19 protein-coding genes and 1 other annotated feature are annotated in these 21,298 nt (G+C 42.9%); of the genes, 3 read left to right on the top strand and 16 right to left on the bottom strand.

Annotated features, from left to right (window positions below; genetic code table 11):
• Positions 1-11: 11 nt before the first annotated feature.
• Positions 12-2,810 carry a glycoside hydrolase family 3 N-terminal domain-containing protein gene (locus tag PCY71_RS01140; protein WP_048773295.1) on the bottom strand — a complete coding sequence of 933 codons (2,799 nt, stop codon included), beginning with the start codon at positions 2,808-2,810 and terminating at the stop codon, positions 12-14.
• Between the two features lie 236 nt (positions 2,811-3,046).
• Here PCY71_RS01140 and PCY71_RS01135 point away from each other — a divergent pair, with 236 nt between their 5' ends.
• Positions 3,047-3,787 (top strand): hypothetical protein, encoded by a 741-nt coding sequence (locus PCY71_RS01135; protein WP_048773293.1) that lies wholly within the window; start codon positions 3,047-3,049, stop codon positions 3,785-3,787.
• Between the two features lie 97 nt (positions 3,788-3,884).
• Here the strand turns inward: PCY71_RS01135 and PCY71_RS01130 are convergent, their stop codons facing one another.
• From PCY71_RS01130 to PCY71_RS01080, 11 genes are all read right to left on the bottom strand, one after another.
• Entirely contained in the window at positions 3,885-5,237 is a 1,353-nt protein-coding gene (locus PCY71_RS01130) for a vWA domain-containing protein (RefSeq protein WP_048773290.1), read from the bottom strand.
• A 250-nt stretch (positions 5,238-5,487) separates the two neighbouring features.
• The gene (gene rpmA, locus PCY71_RS01125) at positions 5,488-5,781 is read right to left on the bottom strand and encodes a 50S ribosomal protein L27 (protein WP_002895619.1); all 294 of its coding nucleotides are present in this window, start codon (positions 5,779-5,781) and stop codon (positions 5,488-5,490) included.
• Positions 5,782-5,798: 17 nt separating this feature from the next.
• Entirely contained in the window at positions 5,799-6,143 is a 345-nt protein-coding gene (locus PCY71_RS01120; protein WP_002900460.1) for a ribosomal-processing cysteine protease Prp, read from the bottom strand.
• A gap of 15 nt (positions 6,144-6,158) precedes the next feature.
• On the bottom strand, positions 6,159-6,473 hold the full coding sequence (rplU, locus tag PCY71_RS01115) for a 50S ribosomal protein L21 (protein WP_002904398.1): 315 nt from the start codon (positions 6,471-6,473) through the stop codon (positions 6,159-6,161).
• A 33-nt stretch (positions 6,474-6,506) separates the two neighbouring features.
• Positions 6,507-6,686: a sequence feature (ribosomal protein L21 leader region), on the bottom strand.
• A 102-nt stretch (positions 6,687-6,788) separates the two neighbouring features.
• A complete protein-coding gene (locus tag PCY71_RS01110; RefSeq protein ID WP_223310264.1) occupies positions 6,789-7,379 on the bottom strand; it encodes a hypothetical protein in 591 nt (196 codons plus the stop codon).
• Between the two features lie 103 nt (positions 7,380-7,482).
• Entirely contained in the window at positions 7,483-8,004 is a 522-nt protein-coding gene (locus PCY71_RS01105; protein WP_048773288.1) for an isoprenylcysteine carboxylmethyltransferase family protein, read from the bottom strand.
• Between the two features lie 21 nt (positions 8,005-8,025).
• Positions 8,026-9,240 (bottom strand): tRNA uracil 4-sulfurtransferase ThiI, encoded by a 1,215-nt coding sequence (thiI, locus tag PCY71_RS01100; RefSeq protein WP_048773286.1) that lies wholly within the window; start codon positions 9,238-9,240, stop codon positions 8,026-8,028.
• 3 nt (positions 9,241-9,243) lie between these two features.
• Positions 9,244-10,386 carry a cysteine desulfurase family protein gene (locus tag PCY71_RS01095; protein ID WP_048773283.1) on the bottom strand — a complete coding sequence of 381 codons (1,143 nt, stop codon included), beginning with the start codon at positions 10,384-10,386 and terminating at the stop codon, positions 9,244-9,246.
• Between the two features lie 100 nt (positions 10,387-10,486).
• A complete protein-coding gene (locus PCY71_RS01090; RefSeq protein ID WP_048773281.1) occupies positions 10,487-12,397 on the bottom strand; it encodes a fructose-bisphosphatase class III in 1,911 nt (636 codons plus the stop codon).
• Positions 12,398-12,433: 36 nt separating this feature from the next.
• Positions 12,434-13,252, bottom strand: coding sequence for a pyruvate, water dikinase regulatory protein (locus PCY71_RS01085; RefSeq protein WP_075202686.1), 819 nt, complete (start codon positions 13,250-13,252; stop codon positions 12,434-12,436).
• A gap of 5 nt (positions 13,253-13,257) precedes the next feature.
• Positions 13,258-13,887 (bottom strand): CBS domain-containing protein, encoded by a 630-nt coding sequence (locus PCY71_RS01080; RefSeq protein ID WP_048773277.1) that lies wholly within the window; start codon positions 13,885-13,887, stop codon positions 13,258-13,260.
• 245 nt (positions 13,888-14,132) lie between these two features.
• Between PCY71_RS01080 and ppdK the strand changes: the two genes are divergently transcribed.
• Complete coding sequence (ppdK, locus tag PCY71_RS01075; RefSeq protein WP_048773276.1) at positions 14,133-16,754, top strand: pyruvate, phosphate dikinase; 2,622 nt, start codon at positions 14,133-14,135, stop codon at positions 16,752-16,754.
• A gap of 184 nt (positions 16,755-16,938) precedes the next feature.
• A complete protein-coding gene (locus PCY71_RS01070; protein WP_002921437.1) occupies positions 16,939-17,355 on the top strand; it encodes a DUF6556 family protein in 417 nt (138 codons plus the stop codon).
• A 69-nt stretch (positions 17,356-17,424) separates the two neighbouring features.
• On the opposite strand, the gene PCY71_RS01065 is transcribed toward PCY71_RS01070, so the two are convergent.
• Genes PCY71_RS01065 through PCY71_RS01050 form a run of 4 tightly spaced genes read right to left on the bottom strand, consistent with a single transcriptional unit; the run spans position 17,425 to position 21,206 of the window.
• Complete coding sequence (locus PCY71_RS01065; protein WP_002909866.1) at positions 17,425-18,495, bottom strand: ABC transporter substrate-binding protein; 1,071 nt, start codon at positions 18,493-18,495, stop codon at positions 17,425-17,427.
• Positions 18,492-19,265, bottom strand: coding sequence for an ABC transporter permease (locus tag PCY71_RS01060; RefSeq protein ID WP_002909868.1), 774 nt, complete (start codon positions 19,263-19,265; stop codon positions 18,492-18,494). Before PCY71_RS01060 ends, PCY71_RS01065 begins: the two co-directional genes overlap by 4 nt.
• The gene (locus PCY71_RS01055) at positions 19,262-20,068 is read right to left on the bottom strand and encodes an ABC transporter permease (RefSeq protein ID WP_048773274.1); all 807 of its coding nucleotides are present in this window, start codon (positions 20,066-20,068) and stop codon (positions 19,262-19,264) included. Before PCY71_RS01055 ends, PCY71_RS01060 begins: the two co-directional genes overlap by 4 nt.
• Positions 20,049-21,206, bottom strand: coding sequence for an ABC transporter ATP-binding protein (locus PCY71_RS01050; RefSeq protein WP_002906676.1), 1,158 nt, complete (start codon positions 21,204-21,206; stop codon positions 20,049-20,051). The genes PCY71_RS01055 and PCY71_RS01050 overlap by 20 nt, the downstream gene beginning before the upstream one ends.
• Between the last annotated feature and the right edge of the window lie 92 nt (positions 21,207-21,298).

Genomic DNA, 21,298 nt, shown 5'->3' with positions numbered 1-21,298 from the left:
TCTTTTATTGCTTATAGTCTGCGAGAGGACAAGTCATACAGATAGACAGCCCCAAACAAGAACAAGGCACCCAACAAGACTAAGAACAAACTGCTGCTATCTCCTGTTTTAGGAAGCTGGCTAGCCTGTGTAGCCTGCTGACTTAGTTGCTGACGAGAACTTACAGGTTCAACAGAACGTAAACTCAACTGCGGAGGAGTTTGTTGGCCTGGAATCGTATTCTGCCCAGCTGCAGCAATCTGAACAAGCTCTTTGTAATAACCTTCTCCCATGCCGAATTCTCTATCTTGACTGTCAATCAAGGTCAAGGAAAGCACTGGACTGAACTGACCTTCTACTAAACCTTTCAAGTTGATCTCAACCGGATTGGTATCATTGGTTTTTTTAGAAATCAAAACAGTTTCACCAGAGATGGTATAGTCTTGACTTGGCAGGATGCTAAAATGCTGAGTATCCATCTTAAGGGCAAGACGGTAGTCATTTTTTTCTAAACCGTTTAGTCCACTCAGGGTAACGGTAGCTGTAAAAGGCTGATCTAGCTGAGCAGATGCAGGGATATTCACTTTGATATCCTTAACTGGATCGGTATAAAAGAGACCATGCCCGATAGGATAGGCTACCTCTGTCTCGGACATGATACCATCCTTGATACTCGGCACATTTACCGGTAACTTCCCAACATGATTTTGACCATTGAAAATAACTTCCACACCTGCTGGGATATTAGGACCGAAGGCATTGTCTGGCTTCAGAGACTCAGTTGGATCCATACCCTTGTTTCCATAAACTGCTACAATAGCCTTGGCATTAGGATAATTCGCTACATCATAAGGTTTGGAAATGCTCATGACAGCTGCCTGTTTTCCAGTTGCATTTGCATAGTCCACGACTTCTGTCGGTACTCTTGTCAACCAGAAATCGCTGGCCAGTTGAGATTGTCGTCCAATTTCAGAAATCAAGACTAGGTGAGTTGCTTGGTCAATCTTCCCTTTCAAATCTTCTAACTTGGTTGTTTTGCTGTAGTTTAGCGCTTCATATGTGACACCTGCTGGAATCACTCCGTCCGCTATCAGACGCTTGACACCCAGCTCTAGTCCAGGCACTTCATCGTCATAAGCAGCTAACAGCAAAATCCTGTCGCCAGATTTGACCTTAAAGGGCAGAACAGTATCATCGTTTTTAACTACGGTCACTGCACTAGCAGCGATTTTTCGTTCAGTATCTCTGTTTAACTCTGAGCCAACAGTTGCTTCAGCCTTAGCTTGGGTACGTTCAGATGGGTCAAAGTCTAAAATACCTCGTTTTTCTTTTAGATTCAAGATGCGAGTCACTGACTCATCCAATCTGCTGACTGGAATATCGCCTCTCTGAACCGCCTGCTCAATATCATTGATAATCTTATCGATTTTAGCTAAATCACTCTTGCTACGTAAGACGGTTGGCATCAGAACTACATCCACACCTGATTTGATAGCCATGATAGCCGCTTCAGATTCTCCGAAGTTTTTGGCAATCGCATCCATCCCCATAGCATCAGATACCACCACTCCCTTGTAGCCAAATTTCTTGCGAACAATGCCGGTAATAATGTCATCAGACAAGGTGGCAGGGATATAGATGGTTTCCCCAGTTTGTTTAGATATAACCGTGTCTTTTTCAATCTGAGGATATTGAATATGAGCAGTCATCAGCATATCAGCATTTTTGTCAATGGCAGCCTTGAAGGGCAGCAGCTCCAGCGCTTCTAATTCAGCATAGGACTTATCCACCAGAGGCAGGCCAGTGTGAGAATCCACCGCCGTATCACCATGCCCAGGGAAATGCTTAGCCGCTACTGCGACATTGTATTTCTGAATCCCCTCCATCATAGCCGTTCCCAAACGGGCAACCACCTTAGGATCTGAAGAGAAGGAACGCAAACCAATAACGGGATTCTGTGGATTATTATTTGTATCAAAAACAGGAGCAAAGTTGACATTCAAACCTAGAGCTGATAGCTCCCGTCCGATGATTTGACCTGCTTGATTAGCCAATTCCGGATCACGCGTCGCGCCAACTGCCATGTTGCCGGGAAGAGCTGTCCCGCTGCCCAAACGATAGACAATACCACCTTCTTGGTCAATAGCGAGCAAGAGCGGCAACTTACCATTATTAGCTTGGTTACCGATAGCTGCTTGCTGCAGGGCTTGCGTCAAGGCCAAGGTTTGAGCAGTTCCTTTCACATTCTCAGCAAAAAGAATAACTCCGCCAAAGTCGTATTTATCAACCGCTTCTGCAACCTCTTTATTAAGCTCCGTCATATCGGACTGGGCAGCTTGGCCCTCTTGCTGCCATTTTCTGAAGTCTGGCATCAGCATCTGGGTAATTTTCTGATGAAGCGTCATATCTGCCACAAGCTCCTGTACTCTCTTAGAAGCTGGTGGCGCATCAGTCGCCGCTTGACCTTGCGCCTGATTGGCATCTGAGGAAACTTCTGCAGACTGAGCGGTCGCTGGTTTGGCAGAATCTTCTACCAAATTACCAGTATTGGCTTCTTGGGTTGAAGCAGCCGTTTCAGTAGCTGCAACTTCCGAAGCATCAGAGACTGGCAAGGCTTTTGCGGCAATTTGACTATCCTGACTTGTCGTGCCACTAGCCCCTGCAACACTATCAGAAGAGTCCGTTACAACTGCTGCACTTGCTTGTTCAGACTGGTTAGCAGATTCTGGCGGCTGATTAACCGAATCTGCTTTTATGGCTCCCAATGGCCAAAAAACTAGTAATGATAAGGCAAGCGCCAATAGCAATTTATACCTTTTCATCATAGGCATTCTCCTTTCATCCCTATAATAATAGCACAAAAAACGATGTTTGTAAACGTTTACATATTATCTAATGATTGTTTGTTTTTATCACCAATTAGTAATACAATCTCTATAAAAATGAAATAGTATTACAATATTATAGAAATGTTACAGAGGTATAATTTTATAGAAATAACATAACCTAACTGTTAAAAACAAGATTCTTTTATCTTGTGCTAACAGTTGCATAGAAAGGATTTGCTATGAGACAAGAAAAGAACACCAAAGCAATGTTCAACAGCCGCTACTGGCTGGGGCTTTCCCTCGCTTCTGCTGCAACTTTGGCCGCTGCTTTGATTTCCACCGGAACAGTTCGAGCGGAGAACAAGTCAATCCCTGACTGGGCTTCTAGACGTGAAGTTGGTATTTACGATCCTAGTGTACCAGACATTGAGGACGACCCTACTATCTTTGATGATCCAGGACCTATCAAGGTTCCGGAAGCACCTAAGAATGATTATCCTAGCGTTATTGATGAAGAAACTGGTGAAAGGATTAGAAATAGAATCGTTCTTTACAAGGGTAAATACTATGCACTTGATCCTATTAGATCTATATACGAAGTTCGGGATGATCCAGGAGAACAAATTCCGACGAATCTAAAAAACTCCTTCTATACTAGCCCAACAGGTAAAGTCTATTATTTTGACGAAAAAGGACGAAGGGTCATCAATCTTTACAGTGTAGACGGCAAGCAATACTTCTTTGATTCTTACGGAGAAATGGTCAAAAACAGATTTGTTAGTTACTCTGAATATACTTATTACTTTGGAGAAGATGGGACACCTTATAAAAACGGACTTTATAAGATTGGCAAGTACTATTATTACTTTACCGAGTATAGCGATCTTTTGAGGCAAGGTTCTTTCGACTACAAAGGAAAGACCTATTATACTAATTGGCATGGCGTTGTCAATATAAAAGACGAAGAAGTTACACCATAACGAAAAATACCAGAAATGAGGACGTATGTCTTCGTTTCTGGTATTTATTTTATTCAAAATCACTCAAATAGAAAATTCATTTTTTATAAGCAGATGGTTATTGTTCTTTTGATTTTCTTACACTAATACCTAGTCCCAATCCAGCCAGAAGCAAACCAAGCCCCACAACACTATAGACTGCCTTTTCGCTACTTCCTGTTTTAGGAAGAGTCTGTTCAGATTTGGCCAAAAGTGTTGGTGCCTGAACATGGTAGACGGTAGATATAGGCATTGTAGTACGACGCTCAAGATAGAATTGATAACTATCTTTTATGATTTTATAGTAACGAGCTTCATTGACACTTTCAACAATCCATGAAGTGGTTCCTTTTGTTAGAGCATCAGCTAGGTTATTTTCGATATCAAGCACTCTGCCTTCTGTTGCAAAATTTTTGTAAATTCCCTCAATCGCTTTTACCGTTGCTACGGTTCTTTCTATACCAGCAGCTTTCAAAGCCGCAAGTGTATCAGCAACCGTTGGAATTGAAGGGTCTTCTTTCATTTCAGCATCTGTTAATAAAACGACGAATTTCTTATTTTTAGATGACTTAGACCAATCATAGGTCGAAATAATCTGGTTCAGGGCAGGAGTTGGTGTTTCTGGAGTATCTCCTCCACTCGCTATACGAATCGCAGCTAACGCTTTTTCGAGCTCAGCCGGATCAGTTGTAAAATAAGATGACCCAAACCGTGTTAGAACCGTATCTTCATCTTTGCTGCCAGAATTACGGCCGTAGACTTCATCGCTAAATGTTGCCAGACCAAAACGTGCTGTAATCCCCTCTTTAGTAATATTTCGCACAAATTCATTAATATTTGCACGAACAATATCAATTGTGCCACCCATGGATCCTGAACGGTCGACAACAAAGACAATATCAGCTGAACCTGCTTTTGTCACAGTTGGTGGCGTTGAGGTGTAGGTGATGGTTGTAGTCTTATCTACTCTCTCATACTGCGTATAGGGATTCCCATTTTCATCTGTGCCAGATAAAGTATTTTCAGTACGTCTAGTTATTGGCTCTGGCGCCTTATCAACCTTTGCCGGAGCCACTTCTGTCTTTGTAACATCAACGGTTGCCGTTTCTACATGGACTGTTTGATTGCCTTCTTGACTTTCTTTGACATCAACAGGCGATACATTTTTTGAGACATCGATCAAATCTCCTGGTTTCGCTGTAGATTCTTCAACAACAGGTTTCGTCGTATCAGCAGCAATTTCAGCACCAGCAGCTTCAATCGGAGAGCTTACTGCTTCAGTTTTTGCTATTCCACTTGAAGGTGGTGTGCTAATCTGATCTGCAAAAACATGCGAAGCTTGTGAAAAGGCAAATAGAAGAGTTGCTGATACTAATCCAACTTTCAATTTGTACAATGAAAAGCCTGGAAGTTTAAATGATTCTTTTTCCATAATTTCTCCTTATCTTTTTAGATTTAGAAACATGATTGCATCTATTTTATATAGAATAACATAAAAAAATAGGAACTGCAAGCGATTTCATATATTTATTAGTCTAAAAATTAAAATTTTAGAATATTATCAGAGTTTGTATGCTAAAATTGATGAGCATCATCATGAATCATTAAACAAATGCTTTATCATGCTGTCTCTAATAAGAAATCCCCATGCTCAATATCCGAGCATGGGGATTTCTTATTAATTATTTAGCGATTGGGTAAACAGAAACTTGTTTCTTATCGCGTCCTTTGCGTTCAAAGCGTACTACGCCTTCAACCTTTGCAAACAAAGTATCGTCTCCACCGCGTCCAACGTTGACACCTGCATGGATGTGAGTGCCGCGTTGACGGTAAAGAATAGAACCACCAGTTACGGTTTGACCGTCAGCTGCTTTAGCTCCCAGACGTTTCGCTTGTGAATCACGTCCGTTAGATGTGGAACCTCCACCTTTTTTGTGGGCGAATAATTGCAAGTTAGCAAGATTCATTTTTAACATAATGTTTTTCCTCCGTGTTAGTTTTCTGTGATAACTCTGGTTTGGACGAACTCAGATGAGTCCTCCGATAAGTTTGCCATTCCTAGGAAAAATGATTCAAAGAAAAGCTGAGTCATTTCTCTTTGGTGTGACGGTATATCCTGAGGAATTTCAACCTTCAGATAACCGCCTTCTATTTCGTTTAATTCTAAGTTTGGTTCGTAGCCTGCGAATTTCTCAACTGAATTGACAAAATTAATGGCGAGCGTCGAAACGGACGCACACACGACATCAAAGCCGTATTCACCACTCGCGGCGTGACCTGTGATTTCTGCACGCCTCAGTTCGCCATCTTCGGCTCTTTCAAAGACTGCTTGTATCATTTAATCTCCTTAAAATTAAGCGTTGATAGCGTTGATGACAACTTTTGTATATGGTTGACGGTGACCTTGTTTACGATGGCTGCCTTTTTTAGGTTTGTACTTGTAAGTAACAACCTTCTTTTGCTTGCCTTGTTTTTCAACAGTTCCGACAACAGAAGCTCCAGCAACAAGCGGAGTTCCTACAACAGTGTTTTCACCACCAACAAGAACAACTTCGTCAAAAGTAACGTCTTGACCAGCTTCAGCGTTCAACTTTTCAACGTAGATTGCTTGACCAACTTCAACTTTAACTTGTTTTCCGCCAGTTTTAATGATTGCGTATGTGCTCATTATGCACCTCCTATGATTTTTAGGGTTTCCCCGAATTTTGTGAAGACTCGCCTAGCATCGTGGGACGAACCACTTAAGAGAAGAGCTCTAAGTATAACAAAGAATAAACTAGGAATTGAGCCGAAGGCATAACTTGTGTTAGGCAAGGCGACAATGACGAAGTTTAAATTTGTTATACGACGAGCAACGATGATCGTGCGGTTGCACAGGAATGTGCATAGTCAACTCTATAAGTATAGCACTTCTGCAGCTCTTTAGCAAGCTTTTTCATCTCATGAAAACGGATTTTCAAGGATTATCTTTAAATTTTATCTACTAATGAACAAAGACTATTTCACCCTTACTATTTACATGAACGGAAATATTTGTTGGCGTTTCAAGATTTTCTTTTAAAAATTCTGCCTCATACTGTGTGGCATCGGAAATGTTCACTTTACGAGTCCCTTCTTTTGTTTCAACTACGAAGATAAGATTACTAAATATCTTTCTTCCATACCTACCAGTCGTAGTATGTATATCTATATCAATTAAGCGAACAATATCAGCGTGCACGTTTTGTTCTTTGAAATATTCATAAACATGTAGAGCTTCTATAGGTCTATGAACTTCATGAAAAACAAGAACAAGAATCGTAATTGGTAAACCAAAACCAAGAACTAATACAGATTTAACCGGGTTCTTTTGATATTCTTTGCTAATAAGAGCTTTCCAAGAACCTGCTTTTAATTTAGCAATATTTAAACCATAAAAAACAAGAAAAGTAATCAATACGGCTAACAAAGAATGCGAGAAGACACCTAACAAATATGATTCCCCTGGCACGTCTCTTAACAAAGCATTGTCATAGCCGTCTTTCCAAGAAAATGATTGAAGCAAGCCTCTCGAAAAATAATCCCAATATCCCATCTCAAACTCCATCTAGTATTAATTTTGTTACAAATCAGATAAATAGTATTTCTATTGTTATCCGCTAACTGCTTTATTAAATAATTATTAGTTCAGAAAATTTCTAAATATAACGCCGTACCCTATCTTGATAGGCTTGATAAGCCTTTCCGAATTTTTTAAGACACCAGCGCTCCTCAGAGTGGATAATCCAGTGGGCCGCAGTCTGAAAAATGACTAAAATTAGAAAGAAAATCATTGACTTAGTCAAAAAAGCTATTCCCCAAAAACAAACAAAGTAAGCTACATACATGGGATTACGGGAATAGCGATAAAGCCCCTTTGTATTCATGCCGTTTTCATCTGGTCTAGCGAAGTCCCTCATACTGATAGCACACAAAGCCAAACCAAGCAGGTAGATAGCCACTCCAGCATAAAAGTAAACAGAAAAATCAAACTTAATTTCAAGCAAAAAAGAAGTTATGAACAAGGCTAGATTGCTCAATTGATAAATCATATAAGCTATCTTTTCTTTTCCTTGGACTGGTGCAAAATAAGCCGCGCGAGACAAAGCGTTTTTGCCGAAATGACTCAATAAAGGAAAACGAATCAGCAAAAAAGGAATTAAGAGAAAAACAGCAAGCATCAACGTCACCTTCTCTCGCTTTTACAGCAGCCCCTCAATCAACTCGTCAACTTCATCAGTCTCTGCTTGTGGTGTGATTTCTGTAATCATGATGCCTGCAACGGCACGTTCTACCAAACCTTCAACATCTAGGTAAGTTTCGTACTTCTCAGCATTCTTGATTTTCGGATTAGTTTTAGGTCGGTCTGGAGCAAAAATAGTACAGCAGTCTTCAAATGGCTGGATAGAAATTTGGAAAGTATCAATTTTCTCTGCAATATCAATGATTTCCAGCTTGTCCATGGTCACGACAGGACGTATAACCGGTGTATTGGTTACAGCGTTAATAGCCTGCATACTCTCAATCGTTTGACTTGCCACCTGACCAAGACTTTCTCCGTTGATAATGACTTGAGCGCTCCGCTTCTCTCGAATCCGGTCCGTAATACGCATCATAAAGCGACGGGTCAGTGTCATGAGATAGGCTTCTGGAGCCTTGGCCTTGATTTCCTCCTGAATCTCTGTAAAAGGCACTTCGATAAACTGGATGTTGCCGCCAAACTTGGTTAATTTCCGAGTCAGATCCTGAGCTTTTTTCAACGCACCTGGACTGGTGTAAGGCGGACTTGCAAAGTGAACCGCCTCAATATCTACACCTCGCTTGAGAGCCAGATAACCCGCCACTGGTGAGTCAATCCCACCTGACAACATAAGCATTCCTTTTCCTGAAGTCCCGACTGGCAGGCCTCCAGCACCGCGAATCGTCTCATAAGAGATATAGGCCGCTTCTTCACGAATCTCGACCCGCAGCTCAATATCAGGCGATTTCATTTTGACCTGAACATTTGGAATGGCCTCGAAAACAGCATCCCCAAGTGTCTGGTTAAGCTCGCGGCTATCCAATTCAAAGCTGTGGTCACTGCGCTTGCTGGAAATCTTAAAGGTCATGCCCTCTTGATAGACTTCCTTCATGATGGTTTGGACAGCTTCGATTAGGGCTGGTACAGATTTTTCGATTTTGTAAGACGGCGAGAAATTCTGAATCCCAAAAATCTGCTTGAGCGACTCAGCGACCGGCTGATAGTCTGTTCCATGCAGATAGACATGGGTCCGGTCACGGTCAGCCTTGACATGGACCTGCGGATAGACTGACAAAACAGCCTGGATATTGCGTTTGAGCTTGTTGATAAAGCGCATGCGGTTCTTGCCCTTGGTTGAGAGTTCACCGTAGCGCACCATAATTTCTGAATATTGCATTGTTTACCTTACTTTTCTGGTTTTTTCGTAAATAATTTTAAAAGTTGTCAAAAACTGCTCCATCTGGCTCATATTGTTGTCAAGATCCAAACTGATACGAACAGCAGTTTGAGCGAGAGACTTTTCGACGCCCATAGCGATTAAAGTCCCCGCTGGCTTTCCAGCCTTAGAAGAACATGCGCTGGTAGTCGAGATATAGATCTCGTAGTCTTCAAATGCATGGACGACGACTTCACCCCGCACTCCCTTGATACCAAAGGTCAGTATATGAGGCGCAAAGTCTTCCAGCCCTGAGAAAATCATCACATCTGGATACTTCTGCAGTTCTTCAAGAAGAATCTTCTTCATCTGAGTCGTCCGCTGGGCAAATGATTCTTGCTTTTCCATGGACAAACGCAGTGCCTTGGCCGTCGCTGCAATGCCAGCTAAATTCTCCGTCGTTGAGCGCTTGTCTGACTCCTGACCACCGCCAGTCAAGAGGGGGCTGATTTTCTTGCCAGACTTGATATAGACAAATCCTACGCCCCGGACACCGTGAAATTTATGACTGGAAAATGTCGCAAAATCCACGCGATCCGTCAGATAAGAAGCTGTCGGAATCTTCGTAACAGCCTGTACAGCGTCCACATGAAAGGAAATAGTTGGTTTATCTGCTAGAAGTTCGGATATTTTCTGAATGGGCTGAATACTGCCGATTTCATTATTGACAGCCATGATAGAGATTAGAGTGGTATCTGGTCGAATCAACTCCGCTAGCTTGTCTACCTCAACAAAACCAGACTTATCGACTGGTGCAAAATCGACTTCAAATCCCTGACTCTGCAACCAGAGGGCTGATTCTTTAACCGCGGGATGCTCAATATTAGATACGATGATGTGTTTGCCAAAAGGAACCTTTTCAAAAGCAACTCCCTTTAGCACCCAGTTGTCCCCTTCTGTCCCTCCGGACGTAAAAAAAATCTCCGAAGAAGACTTGCCTAAAAGCTCTGCTATTTGCCTGCGTGAAGCTTCTAAGAGCCGGGTTGCCTGACTGCCTAAACTGTGCAGACTGGATGGATTTCCCCAGATTTTAGAAGCTACTTCTGTGTAAGCAGCCAAAGCCTCAGGATAAGGCTTGGTTGTCGCTGAATTATCTAAATAAATCATGTTCTTTCCTCTAAATTTCAATACTCCTATTGTAACACGAAAGAGAAACTGGAACAAGAAAGAAAAAGCCCTAAATTCTGTTAAAACTTAGGGCTAAACATCACCGGTCATAAAACTCATGCAATAAGCCAAAGAGTTCCTGTTGTTGAGCTAACAAGCTCTGACCGATGGTAGTAGATTTGATGAGGGTTCGTTCCTCTACATTTTCAATCACCTTTTTCAGGGAGGTTTGAGCAAAGGGCGATTCTACAACTTTCTGAGCGTTTTGGAAAGGCTGATGCGTCACTAGCTGGAAGCCATAGGAATTATTGAGCAGTGAATAGCCAGCCGTTCCAGTCTTCTTCTGATAGACCTTGCAGAGGCCACCATCAATGACAAAAAGCAGACCGCCGCCACGGATAGGTGACTCTCCCTTGCCCGTCTTAACCGGAGTATGGCCGTTGACCATCCTAGACTCTTGAGAAAAGAGGCCAAATTCTTCCAAAATCAGCTGACAGACTTTCTCAGAATTTCGATAAGAAAAATAAGAATTTTCCACTTCCTTGTGGGTGCCCTTATCTTCAATGAAATAGCGCTCCAAGGTAGTCATCTTTTCTTTGCCAAACAGGGGCGATAGCTTACCTTTCCAGCAATACCAAATCAAATCAGTCGACAAATCATCGCCCACTTCCTTGTCCTTGGCCGCCTGCCGAATATGATACTCAAAGAAATCCAGCAATTCCTTGCCTGCATAATGGGCTTGATTGAGAATGAAAGGCTGGAATTCTCCTGACGGCTCCAGAGGAATGCAGCCGTGAAAAAGCAAGTGCTGGTTGTAAATCTTATACATAGAGCCTTTGTTCATCAGAAGACTCATATGCTCTGCCATCTTAAGAGAACTTTGGAATGAGGCCAGCATACTGTCTACAGCTTGATTTTCTTCAGGTGTCAAAACTGACGGATTTTCCGGATTAACCGTTTGGAAGCAGGTATTAACCAGGGGATGCTTGGTATCGTCAATCGTAACACTTTCTTCCCAATAATCAATCTTGTCTAGCATCACATGGTCCTGCATCTGGAACTCAGGCCGTCGTCTGATGAGTTGATTTTCCAGCTTGAACTGGATAATCGCTAAGGCTTGGTGAACCTTTTCCAGCTGCAGAATTTCCTCATCTGAAAACTCCTGCTCTCTGCCTCCAAGAATGGGTCTAAACTTAGGATTAGACTGGTAAGTCTTGTCCGCAAAAAGAGTCAAGGAGCGCAGGTTTAAACCATAATCTTTCTCGATATCCCAGAGATAGCCATAGCGAGCTGCAATGCGCAGCACATTGAGCAAGCATGCCTTAGAGCCAAAAAATGCTCCCATCCAGATAATGTCGTGATTGCCCCACTGAATATCGAGCGAGTGAAAACGCTGCAGTTCATCCATGACCTGAGCACTGCCGGCTCCTCTGTCAAAAATATCTCCAACCACATGAAGATGGTCAATCAGCAACTGCCGAATACTTCGGGCCAAGCCTAGAATAAAAGGCACAGCTTCCCGCAATTCAATCACATAAGTCAGGATATTCTCAAAATAGGACTTTTTATCAGCCAAAGCCCTGTCACTATAGAGCAACTCCTCGATAATATAGGCATACTGGGGCGGCAAAGCCTTTCTGACCTTGGAACGACTGTATTTTGCACCTGCAAAAGCCAGCAAATTCAATAGCTGAGGAATGGTTTCCTGATACCAGTCTTGGCCTTTAGTTTCTTCCCCCAGCACTAGCTCAGGATAGGAAACCAGCGCTGACAGCCGATCCTTATGAGCTTCTGACAAGCTATCCCCAAAACAATCATTAATCTTCTCATTGAGGATACCTGCACAACTTCTCAGAATATAGTCAAAAGCAGCAAACTCCCCGTGAATGTCACTGATATACAGCTCCGTTCCTTTGGGCAGATTCAAAATTGCCTCTAGGTTGGTCAGCTCTGTAATGACCTTCTGGCGACTATCAAATTCTTTCAGTAAAATACGCTTATATTGCTCCATCTTCAGCCCTCACTCTATAACCGCTCTCTCAATCTTCTATCTCAATTTCTTCAAATGATCTTCAATCAAGAAAGCAGTCTCCTCAATTGATTTATCCGTGATATTGATGACATGAGCCCGATACTTTTTAAAGACTTCTTTTGAGTAGTCTAGCTCTTCGTATATCTTTTCCAGATCTGTGTAGCTGGTCGACTGGGTCAATCCCAGAGAATTCAAGCGATTACTGCGTATCTTAGACAGTTTTTCTGGCTCACATAAGAGGCCGATAATCCGCTCCGGATCAACCTTCTCCAAGACCTGAGGCAGAGGGACTTCTGGAATCAAAGGCAGGTTAGAAACCTTGTAGCCTTTATTAGCCAGATAAATACTGAGTGGCGTTTTGGATGTACGGGAGACGCCCAAGAGCACCAAATCCGAATCCAAAAATCCTTGCGGCGCCTTGCCATCATCGTATTTGACTGCAAACTCAATAGCGGAAATTTTATTAAAATACTCAGTGTCCAGCCGGTGCAGAGTACCCGGCACCTCTATAGGACTGGTGCCCGTCTTTTCTCTGATAATCTCAAAAAATGGGTGCATCAAATCCAAATAAGCAAGGCCATTGGCCTGACTGAACTCCCTAGCAGCTGCTGCCAAGCTGCCATCAACCAGTGTACTGATGACAAGGGCATCATCCTTGATGGCATCACGCAGAATTTCCAGCAATTCTTCTTCCTTGTTGATAAATGGAAAACGATAGCTGTTATTAAAAATAATATCTGGGTATTGGGCTGTCACCGCAGACAACAGCTTCTGCGAAGTCCCCCCCAAAGAATCTGAAATGCTGTAAACAATAATTTCTTTCTTCATGTTCATTCCTCTTATCTATTAACCTCAGCGCTTCTGGCCTCTTGAATAATATAATCCAGCAGGGCTGACTTGGTCACAGTTCCTAAAATTTTACGCTCATTATCCTTATCCACTACCGGCAGTGAATCAATCTCAAAATCCTGCAAAACTGCTGCCGCTTCCAAAACGTTCATATCCTTGTAGCAAGTTTTGATATGGGGCATTCGGGTCATGCAGACTGCTACGGGAGTGCTGTCAATGTTGGTATTGAGCGAAGCCCGCAGCAAATCCTTACGCGACAAAATCCCTAAGAGCAGCTTATGCTCATCAATGACATAGAGAACATCCGCATCATACATAAATAAGGTAATAATGGCATCTTGAATAAAAGAATCATGAGATACCAAAACAGGCGAAGTCATAATCTCTGCCACTTCCTTTCGAAAGGTATCGAAAAAGAAAAGCGTCTCTAAATCCGAGCCCGAGTACGTGTAACCAACTTTAGGCGTAGCCTTCAAAATCCCAACCAAGGTCAGAAAAGACAGGTCCGAGCGCAGGGTCGCCCGAGAAATATCGAGTAATTCAGAGATTTTCTCACCGCTGAGTGGCTGGTGTTCTTTTACAATTTCTACAATTTTCTTTTGCCGTTCACTTAATTTCAAATAGGTCTGACTCCTTCGTTCTTTATAATAGATGATTAGCCGAATTTCGCTTAAAATTTAGGAATTATTGCTCATATTTCATTTTTAAACATTTAAATAATCGTCATTTTGTAACACATTATAACAAAAAAAGAAAAATTGTCAATAAAATAGGATGCTTTTTTCTGTTGACAAATATATGTGATGTATATTACAATGTAATTGTCCTACAATATGACACATATTTCATAATTTTGGAGGTAAATATGGCGAAATGGATTTACTCCTTCGAGGAAGGATGTGCAGATGACAAGGCCCTGCTTGGCGGAAAAGGAGCCAACCTAGCTGAAATGACCAATTTGGAACTGCCTGTCCCTCCAGGTTTTACTATTACTACAGAAAGCTGTATTGAATATTTAGAAAGTCCTTATTTCTTTGAATCTTCTTTAAAAGAAGATGTTTTGAAAGCGGTTACTGAATTAGAAGGAAAAACAGGTAAATATTTCAGTGGCAACGACTCAGCCTTGCTCTTAGTGTCTGTTCGAAGCGGAGCCAAGTTTTCCATGCCGGGCATGATGGACACTATTCTCAATCTAGGTCTAAACGATTTAAGAACCCAGACTCTGGCTGAGCAGACCAACGCTGACTTTGCCTACAACTGCTATCGACGTCTGCTGCAAATGTTTGCTGATGTAGTTTATGGCATTTCCAAAGATGAGTTCGATGACCTCTTGGGCTATTTTGAAAAGAATGCTGGGAAACAGGCCAAGGATTTCACACTGGAAGAACATCAAGCATTAATTGAGCAATATAAGCAGCTTTATCGTGAGCATCATCAGGCCTTCCCGCAAAGCTCTAAAGAACAGCTTTATGCTGCTATCAAGGCGGTCTTCAAGTCTTGGAATAATCCCCGAGCTCAGGTCTACCGCAACTTGAATAATATTCCTCATGATTTGGGAACAGCGGTAAATGTCCAAGCCATGGTCTTTGGCAATAGCGACCAAGCCAGTGGTACAGGAGTCGTTTTCACGAGAAACCCTGCCAGCGGTGAGCATCAGTTATTTGGCGAATTTTTGCTCAATGCACAAGGAGAGGATGTCGTAGCTGGCATTCGAACACCTGAGCCTATCGCTGCACTTGAGACAGCTCTCCCTCAGGCCTATGCAGCCTTCCAAGACTATGCTAAGATTCTCGAAAACCACTATAAGGACATGCAAGATATCGAATTTACCATCGAAAAGGGTAAACTCTATATTCTCCAAACTAGAAACGGTAAACGGACTGCCAAGGCATCTTTGAAAATCGCCTTAGATCTGGTAGACGAGGGCATTATCAGCAAAAAAGAAGCTCTCCAGCGTGTATCTCCTGCTACGATTAGCCAGCTCATCCATCCTGTATTTGAAGAAAAAGCTCTGCAAGATGCTCCTTTCTTGGCTCAAGGACTGCCAGCCAGCCCTGGTGCTGCAACTGGCGAGATTGTCTTTACAGCTGAGCGCGCCAAAGACTACCACTCCTTGGGCAAAAAGGTCATTTTAGTACGGCAGGAAACTTCACCTGAAGACATTGAGGGCATGGTCGTCAGCCAAGCCATCGTAACCAGTCAGGGCGGCATGACTTCTCACGCAGCTGTCGTAGCTCGAGGAATGGGAACCTGCTGTGTGGCTGGATGTGGAGAGTTGAACATCAGCGAGGATAGCAAGACCGTTTCCTGCGGAAGTCTTGTCTTGACTGAAGGTGATGTCATTTCAGTTGACGGCAGCTCTGGGCGCATTTATAGCGGTGAGATTCCGACAGTTCTAGTCGAAAATGATCAAGAACTCCACCGCTTGCTTTCATGGGCAGATGAGTTCGCACAACTCAAAGTCCGTGCCAACGCAGAGACCGTTCAGGATCTGAAAACAGCTATTAAGTTTGGGGCAAAGGGCATTGGTCTGGCTCGTACCGAACACATGTTCTTTGGTCAAGAGAGGATTCTGGAAATGCGGCGCCTGATTCTAGCCGACAACGAATTGGAAACCAGATCCGCCCTCAAAAAACTACTGGAGTTCCAAGAAGAAGACTTCTATCAAATGTTCCAAGCAGTTCTGGACAAACCAATGATTATCCGTCTTTTGGATCCACCGATGCATGAATTTCTACCTAAAGATTCACAGGAAATCAAGGCTTTGGCTGACAAGCTGCACAAGTCACCAGAGAAACTGACTCGCCGCATTGAACAGCTACAAGAAAGCAATCCAATGCTAGGCCACCGCGGCTGCCGTCTGGGAATTACGCAACCAGAGATTTACAAGATGCAGGTCGAAGCCGTATTCAAGAGTGCTATCAAGCTGAGTCAAGAAGGATTGACCGTCAAGCCAGAAATCATGATTCCGCTGATTGCGGACAAGGCCGAGCTGGACTCTGTCAAAGCCTTTCTCACCCAACATATCAACAAACTCTTTAGGCATCAAGGTCTGGAGCCTTTCCCTTATGAAATTGGCACCATGATTGAACTTCCGCGCGCCTGTCTGGTTGCAGACCAGCTGGCTCAGGAAGCAGACTTCTTCAGCTTTGGTACTAACGATCTGACCCAGATGACCTACGGTTTCTCACGGGACGATATTGGAAAATTCATTGGCCACTACAAAGAGAAAGAAATCCTTCCTTTTGATCCTTTCCAAACTGTCGATCAAGACGGCGTTGGTGAATTGATGCGGATAGCTATCCGCAAAGGGCGTCAAGTCAAGCCTGAACTTCCTATCGGCATTTGTGGCGAGGTTGGTGGCGATCCAGCTTCCATCCCCTTCTTCCAGGAAATTGGTGTCACCTACGTTTCCTGCTCTCCTTATCGGGTTCCAGCAGCAAGACTGGCTGTCGCTCAAGCCGCACTCCAAGATGAGAAAGCTTAATTACTTTGCTATTCTAGCTCAAGAAGCTGCTCAACCTAAATTTGGGCAGCTTCTTTTCTTGACAGCAATCTTCTGTGTGCGTTTTCATAAATAAAAATTTGATTTTTTAAAGACATTTTCAGATAAAAAACGTATAATGAGAGATGAGAAATCATTGAAATTTTAAAAGGAGATTCTTGCAAGCATGGAAAACTATTCTCGTAGTAATAAAAATAAGACAAAATCATCTAAAAAACCTACTAAACAGCATATTAAAACCGGCCTTTCAGCTTTCCAGAAGACTATTGCAACGGTTGCCAGTATCTTATCTATCATCATTGCCAGCATCACGATTATGAATCTGACTGGCCAAAAGGATGAAAAATCAAAAACTGATACCAGCAGCTCTACTGCAACGACTACCATTATCAAGGAAATCGAAAAAGAAACAAGCAGCCCTGCTTCAACAACTGCAACTGATACAACTGCTTCTAGCAGCGATACAGCAGCGGTTGAGACTAGTGTATCTAGCTCTGCGGCAGATACAGCAGCAGGCGACACTACCGCTTCTAGCCAGAGCCAAGACACGGCAACCAACACTCAGACAGAAGCTTCAAACTAAGCAAGTAGAAAACGCCTAGCTCATTGAGCCAGGCGTTTTTTGTATTCATCAAGTAACCTTATTTGACTATCATTTCCGATACATCTTGACTTGAAGATAAAGGTCGTTGTAAGTCCCCAGCCATTTAGGGCCCAACTGCTCATAAACTTCCAGATGTTTCATCGTTTCCTCAGTCGGATAAAAAGCCTCATCTTCCTGAATTTCCTTAGGCAACATGGCCTTGGCAGGAAGATTTGGTGTCGAATAACCAACATAAAGGGCATTTTTATAAGCATTTTCCGGTCTCAGCATAAAGTTAATAAACTGATAGGCTGCTTTTTTATTTTTGACTGTTTTAGGAATGACAATATTATCAAACCAAAGATTACTGGCTTCTGTTGGCACGACATAGCGCAGGTCTTCATTGGCCTCCAGCATCTGACGAGCCTCACCAGAAAAGGTCACACCAATAGCTGCATTGTTCTGAATCATGTATCCCTTCATCTCATCAGCTACAATCGCCTTGATATTTGGCGTCAGAGTGTAGAGCTTATCAACAGCTTCCTGCAACTGATCTGCATCTTTGGAGTTAAGACTATGACCATCCGAGTTAAGACCAAGTCCCATGACTTCACGAGCTCCATCAATCATCATAATAGAGTTTTTGTATTCAGGTCGCCAGAGATCATTCCAATGCTCAGGAGCTTTATCAACCATTTTTTCATTGTAGACAATGCCCAGCGTTCCCCAAAAATAAGGAATTGAGTATTGATTTCCAGGATCGAAAGGCTGGTCTAAAAAGTCAGATCCGATGTTTTCCAAGCCTTTAATCTGGCTATGATCTAACTTCTCTACCAAGCCTTCTTTCATCATCTTGGCAATCATATATTCACTGGGAATAGCAATGTCGTAGGTTGTGCCGCCCTGCTTCACTTTTGTATACATGGCTTCATTGGAGTCAAAGGTATCGTACTGGATTTGGACACCAGTTTCCTTAGTAAACTCAGTCAGAAGTTCAGGATCGATATAGTCACCCCAGTTGTAAATGACCAGCTTATCGCTCTCCTTGCTCTGCGTCCGACTTTCAATCTGGTAACTGACACCCCACAAAACAAAGATAATCAGCAGAATCCCCGCTAAAAATGAATAGAGCTTTCTCATACAGTCTCCTCCTTCTCATGGGTGATAAAGTAATACCCAATTACCAAAGCAATGCTGAAGAGAAAGACCAAGGCTGACAGGGCATTGATTTCCAGAGAAATTCCCTGACGAGCGCGGGAGTATATCTCAACAGACAGAGTCGAGAAGCCATTGCCTGTAACGAAGAAGGTCACTGCAAAGTCATCTAGCGAGTAGGTAAAGGCCATGAAGTAGCCAGCGATGATGGCTGGAGTCAGATAAGGCAGCATGATTTCTTTCAGCATTTGCAATTGGCTGGCGCCTAAGTCATAGGCAGCCTTAATCATATCATCATTCATTTCCTTCAGACGCGGAAGAATCATCAGCACCACAATCGGAATGGAAAAGGCCACATGACTAGCCAGCACAGAAAGGAAGCCTAGCTGGAATTTAGCAGTAGTAAAGAGAATCAGAAAACTGGCCCCAATCATGACATCCGGTGCTACCATGAGGATATTGTTGATAGACAGAAAGGCATCCTGATATTTCTTGCGGGCTTGATAAATATAGATGGCTCCAAAAGTTCCAATCAGCGTCGCAATCAGTGATGACAGGAAAGCCAGAAAGAAAGTCTGAACCAAAATCAAAATCAGACGTGAATCCTCAAAGAGATTTTGAAAATGACTGAGACTGAATCCTGTAAAGCGATTCATGTCTTCCCCTGCATTAAAGGCATAAGCAATCAGGTAAAAGATGGGGATGTAGAGCACCAAAAAGACAAAGGCCAGATAGAGATTTGCAATTTTTTTCATCGCCCTCTCCTTTCCTTGGTCGCCCACATGGTAAAGAGCATAGCAACAATCAGTACCACTCCGATAGTAGAGCCCATGCCCCAGTTCTGAGTAGTCAGAAAGTGCTGCTCAATGGCAGTTCCCAGAGTAATTACTCGATTACCACCAATTAAGCGAGTCAGCATGAAGAGACTGAGACTAGGGATAAAGACTGACTGCACTCCACTTCTGACACCATTCAAAGACAAAGGGAAAACAACCCGACGGAAAGTCTCCCAGCGATTAGCTCCCAAGTCATAGCTGGCATTGATAAGATTAGGCTCCAAATCATCCAGAACGTTGAAAATAGGCAGAATCATAAAAGGCAGCTCGATGTAGCTAGCTACAAAGATAAATGAAAAATCCGTAAAGAGAATCTGCTGCGGTCCTATTCCGATAAAAGTCAGAAATTGATTAATTGAGCCATTCTGACCAAAAATACCAATGAAGGCATAAGCTTTAAGCAGGAGGTTGATCCAGGTCGGCAAGACAATCAGCATAAGCCAGAGCTGCTTGTGTTTCAACTGAGTCAAAAAGAATGCAGTCGGGTAGGAAATCAGCAGGGTTACGACAGTTATAATCCCTGCATAAAGAACCGAATTCAGACTCATCTTGAGATAGGTCCAGTTCTGCGATGTGAAGTAGGTCTGGTAATTTTCCAGCGTAAACTGGCCTTCAATGTTAAAGAAGGATTTCCAGATAATCATGACAACAGGTGCCAAGACAAAGAAGAAAATCCAGAGCAGGTAAGGCAAGAGAAAAAGATTAGAGGTTGTTTTCTTCATCGCGTTCCTCCTCAATAGCATTGATCAGACCCGCTTCCTGCTCTTCTACTTCAACATATTCTTCGATACGGGCATCGAACTCTTCTTCAGTTTCATTGAGACGCATGATATGGATATCTTCAGGCTCGAAGTGCAGGCCAATTTCTTCTCCGACAATGGCCTTGCGAGTCGAGTGAATCATCCATTCATTGCCCAGTTCATCATAAGCGATAATCTCATAGTGAACACCACGGAAAAGCTGGGTATCAACTTTAACCTGCAACTTGCCTTCTTCTGGAAGAGTAATCCGCAAATCCTCAGGCCGAATCACCACCTCAACAGCTTCATTTGGGCGCATCCCACCATCCACTGCTTCAAAGCGCTTGCCATTAAACTCAACCAGATAGTCCTCAATCATCTTTCCAGGCAGAATATTGGACTCGCCAATGAAGGTTGCAACAAAATGATTAATAGGCTCGTCATAAATATCGACAGGCGTCCCCGACTGAACAATCTCCCCATCATTCATAACGAAAATCCAGTCACTCATAGCCAAGGCTTCCTCTTGGTCGTGTGTGACAAAGACAAAGGTAATGCCCAGACGCTGCTGCAATTCCCGCAGCTCATACTGCATGTCCGTACGCAGCTTCAAATCCAGAGCAGACAGCGGCTCATCCAGCAAAACGACCCGTGGCTGATTAATGATTGCCCGCGCAATGGCTACACGCTGGCGCTGGCCGCCCGACAGTTTGCGAATAGAACGGCGCTCAAAACCTTCCAGCTGAACCATTTTCAGCACTTCTGCAACCCGCTCTTGAATTTCTTTTTTATCAACCTTGCGCAGACGCAGCGGAAAGGCAACATTTTCAAAAACATTCATATGCGGAAACAGTGCATAGGACTGAAAAACCGTGTGGACGTCTCTTTTATTAGTCGGAATATCATTGATGCGGACGCCATCAAGAAAAATATCGCCGTCTGTCGCGTCTAAAAGACCAGCAATGATGTTCAGAATCGTTGATTTTCCAGAGCCGGAAGAGCCCAGCAAAGTATAGAACTTTCCTTCTTCCAGCTCGAAATTAATATCTTTCAGAACGACAGTATTATTATCTTCAAAAACTTTTGAAACGTTTTTAAACTCGATGATTGGTTTTTTCAATTGTCATAAATTCCTTCTTTCTCGTATTAACAGATTAAGGGTTCTGTCAGACCGCTGCTACCTCGTGAGGGCTGTAAAGGCCCTTTATAAAT

This window comes from Streptococcus sp. SN3 (assembly GCF_030439905.1).
Note: the sequence above shows the minus strand (reverse complement) of the source record. Positions and strands in the feature narration are given on the sequence as shown.

Coding starts and splice junctions, on each gene's coding strand:
- PCY71_RS01095 (WP_048773283.1), bottom strand. CDS start 10,386: ATGATTTATTTAGATAATTCAGCGACAACCAAGCCTTATCCTGAGGCT.
- PCY71_RS01055 (WP_048773274.1), bottom strand. CDS start 20,068: ATGAAGAAAACAACCTCTAATCTTTTTCTCTTGCCTTACCTGCTCTGG.
- PCY71_RS01130 (WP_048773290.1), bottom strand. CDS start 5,237: ATGGAAAAAGAATCATTTAAACTTCCAGGCTTTTCATTGTACAAATTG.
- ppdK (WP_048773276.1), top strand. CDS start 14,133: ATGGCGAAATGGATTTACTCCTTCGAGGAAGGATGTGCAGATGACAAG.
- rplU (WP_002904398.1), bottom strand. CDS start 6,473: ATGAGCACATACGCAATCATTAAAACTGGCGGAAAACAAGTTAAAGTT.
- PCY71_RS01135 (WP_048773293.1), top strand. CDS start 3,047: ATGAGACAAGAAAAGAACACCAAAGCAATGTTCAACAGCCGCTACTGG.
- PCY71_RS01085 (WP_075202686.1), bottom strand. CDS start 13,252: ATGAACATGAAGAAAGAAATTATTGTTTACAGCATTTCAGATTCTTTG.
- PCY71_RS01090 (WP_048773281.1), bottom strand. CDS start 12,397: ATGGAGCAATATAAGCGTATTTTACTGAAAGAATTTGATAGTCGCCAG.
- thiI (WP_048773286.1), bottom strand. CDS start 9,240: ATGCAATATTCAGAAATTATGGTGCGCTACGGTGAACTCTCAACCAAG.
- PCY71_RS01105 (WP_048773288.1), bottom strand. CDS start 8,004: ATGCTTGCTGTTTTTCTCTTAATTCCTTTTTTGCTGATTCGTTTTCCT.
- PCY71_RS01110 (WP_223310264.1), bottom strand. CDS start 7,379: ATGGGATATTGGGATTATTTTTCGAGAGGCTTGCTTCAATCATTTTCT.
- PCY71_RS01065 (WP_002909866.1), bottom strand. CDS start 18,495: ATGAGAAAGCTCTATTCATTTTTAGCGGGGATTCTGCTGATTATCTTT.
- PCY71_RS01120 (WP_002900460.1), bottom strand. CDS start 6,143: ATGATACAAGCAGTCTTTGAAAGAGCCGAAGATGGCGAACTGAGGCGT.
- PCY71_RS01140 (WP_048773295.1), bottom strand. CDS start 2,810: ATGCCTATGATGAAAAGGTATAAATTGCTATTGGCGCTTGCCTTATCA.
- PCY71_RS01070 (WP_002921437.1), top strand. CDS start 16,939: ATGGAAAACTATTCTCGTAGTAATAAAAATAAGACAAAATCATCTAAA.
- rpmA (WP_002895619.1), bottom strand. CDS start 5,781: ATGTTAAAAATGAATCTTGCTAACTTGCAATTATTCGCCCACAAAAAA.
- PCY71_RS01060 (WP_002909868.1), bottom strand. CDS start 19,265: ATGAAAAAAATTGCAAATCTCTATCTGGCCTTTGTCTTTTTGGTGCTC.